This is a genomic window from Myxococcus sp. CA039A (genome assembly GCF_013336645.1).
Taxonomy (GTDB): Bacteria; Myxococcota; Myxococcia; order Myxococcales; family Myxococcaceae; genus Myxococcus; species Myxococcus llanfairpwllgwyngyllgogerychwyrndrobwllllantysiliogogogochensis.
The window spans coordinates 1-2,636 of record NZ_JABUMQ010000596.1 but is presented as its reverse complement, the minus strand read 5'-3'; the positions used below and the strand labels follow the sequence as shown (position 1 = coordinate 2,636).

Here is a 2,636-nt window from a genome sequence, read left to right as displayed (position 1 = left end):
ACGCCACCCCCCGTGCCGCCGCCGATGAAGGTCGTCGAGTCGGGGTCCAGCACGTTGTACTGCACGCCCACCGTGCCGGTGATGACGGGCAGCAGGCCCGCCAGCGCGATGCGCGCCTGTCCCGCCGCGGACTCCACCTGGGCCAGCGCGGTCCTCAAGTCGGTGGAGCTCTGCCGCACCATGTCCAGCGCCTCCTCCCAGGACTTCACCTGGATGGGCGCGGGCGGCATGGGCGTCAGCAGCGGGTCCGACACTTCGGGCTGCGGTGGCTCCGGCGGGTCGTCGCTCGTCCCGGTGTCCTCACCGGGCCCTGGGGCGGACGTGTCCCATTGCCCCTGGGGAGGGGTGCCCCGCCGTGGCGCGCCGGGCGCCTGTGACGGCGCTCCCGGGGGCGTCACGGGAATGCCCTGTCCCTGGGCCGACTGTGGCCTGGGATTCTGGATGGGCAGCACCTTGGGCGCGCCGTGTCCCTGGGGCCGCTGTCGCACGGCGGACGGCGGCCGGGCCTGGGCGAGCGGCACCCCTGGCTCGGAGCCAGGGTGCGAGAGGAGGAGGGCGAGCAGCAGGGCGTTCATATCGGGTGCCCTGAGGTAGGGGAGGCACCCGATACCGGCCACGTACCCCGGGGCCGGTCCCCGCCTGTCTGACAAAAGGGACGAGAGCCTGCTCAGCAGTGGATGGAGCGCCAGCGGGCTCGCGTCCTCCGCTCAGCGACCCTGTTTGAGCATGGACAGACGCTGCTTCGCCGCGCGGCTCTGTGGGTCGAAGCGCAGCGCGTCCTCGAGCCGCTCCTTGCCCTTCTCCACCTGTCCCTGGACGACATAGAGGTCGGCCAGGCGGACGAGCGCGTCGGCGTTGTAGGGCTGCAAATCCAACGCCCGCTCGAACTCGCGGATGGCGGTGGTCAGGTCCTTCCGACGCACGGCGAGCTGCCCGAGCATGATGTGCGGTTGGACCAGCCCGGAGGTCTCCGGCCGCGACGCCAGCGCCTCCACGGCCGCGGTGCCGCGCGCGTCGCCGAAGCTCGCCAGCGTCAGCGCCGCGGACTGGCGCACCCACGTGGAGCCATCCTGGAGCAGCGCCGCCAGGTCCTCGGTGGCCTCCTTGCCTCCCACGGCGCCCAGCGCCTCGATGACGTCCGCGCGCAGCAGGCTGTCCTGCGTCCCCTTCAGCGCGGCGCGCAGGGCGGGCACGGCCTCGCGCTTGTATCGACGCCCGAGCACCTTCGCCGCCACGCCACGCAGCGACGCGGCTTCCTTCGTGTCCGCGAGCACGGCCTCCAGCGCGGGCCGGCTGGTGTCCGCTGTCTTGTCGTCGAAGGCGTCCGCCAGGCGCACGCGCCGCTCCTGCCGCTTCGCGGAGTCCGGCCACATTTTCGCCAGGGCCTGGTCCATGGCCTCCGGCGTCTCCTTCGTGTGACATGTGTTGCAGGCATTGGGGATGCCGTGGCGCGTGGTGTTCTTCGGCGCGGGCACGTCGAGCGCATGGTCCGCGAACTTGTCGAGCACGCCGGAGACGACGGGCGGCATGTGACAGGCCACGCAGTCCTGCGCGGCGCGCCCGGTGTGCTTGGAGTGTTTCGCGCCCGCGGCGAACAGGTCCGCGTGGCATTGCTGACAGGTGGCCGAGCCCACGGAGATTTTCGCGGCCGTCTTCTCCGGCAGGTTCAGCTCGTTGGGCGCGTGTGGCTCGTGCGGCGCGGTGTGACAGGTGAGGCAGGTCGCATTGCCCTGCAGATGGCACTGCGACTGGATGAGGGCCTGGTACTCGAAGCTGGAGGTGCTGGGGCGGCCGTCGGTGAAGTAGTCGCCGGAGCGCTCGTTGCCCACGAAGAGGACGATGGGTTGGTAGAAGTCCTCATACTTCTGGCCCGGCTGGAAGCGGTGCGCCAGGTCGAGGATGGGGAAGAGGGGACGGCGCGGGCCATGGCACTGCGCGCACACCGCGAAGCCCAGCTCCGAGGACAGCTTCGACGGCTGGACGATGTCCTTGGGGTCCTGCGTGTCGGCGTGCCTGGCGCCGGGCCCGTGGCAGCTCTCGCACGCGACGCCCGCGTCGGTGAAACGCGTGGTCCACGTGTGGGTGGCGCGGTCATGGCGCGCGTCGAGTCCGGTGACGTGACAGTCCAGACACGCGTGCTGCGCGCTGCGACGGAAGTTGGCCCAGAAGAACGGGTGGTCCGGCGTGAGCGCGCCCTGCTTCGTCTCCGAGTAGTCCACCCACTCGCCCTTGCCGGTGACGTGGTAGTAGACGGGCAGCACCTGCCAGCGACCGTCTGCGAGCACCGTGACGGGGTCCTGCATGCGCTTGCCGCCCACCACCCACTGCACCGGGAACTCCGCGAGCTGCCCGTCCGCGCCCTTCGTGCGCATGAAGTGGTGCTCACCGTCGCGACGCATCCACGCCTCGCTGGAGTCTCCCTTGAAGTGCGTGTTCTTGCGGTAGTCGCCCACCACGAACTTCGACGTCGCGGGGGACAGCGCGCGCGAGTGCCAGCCCTTGCTCCATTCGGCGTGCTCGTCCTCGTGGCACTCGCCGCACGCCTCGGCGCCGGCGTAGACGCCGCGCGGCGGGTGCCCGTCCTTCACTTCGGCGGGCGGTGGCGTGGCCTGGGCCACGGGCTTGGGCGCGGTGGG

General features: G+C 71.3%; 2 protein-coding genes. Both read right to left on the bottom strand.

The genetic code is table 11. From position 1 onward, the window contains the following. A partial coding sequence (locus tag HR086_RS46170; protein WP_174468840.1) for a TolC family protein occupies positions 1–575 on the bottom strand: 575 nt, incomplete at its 3' end. A 132-nt stretch (positions 576–707) separates the two neighbouring features. Next, positions 708–2,636 (bottom strand): HEAT repeat domain-containing protein (locus HR086_RS46165; RefSeq protein WP_174468839.1); only part of this gene is annotated, 1,929 nt, incomplete at its 5' end.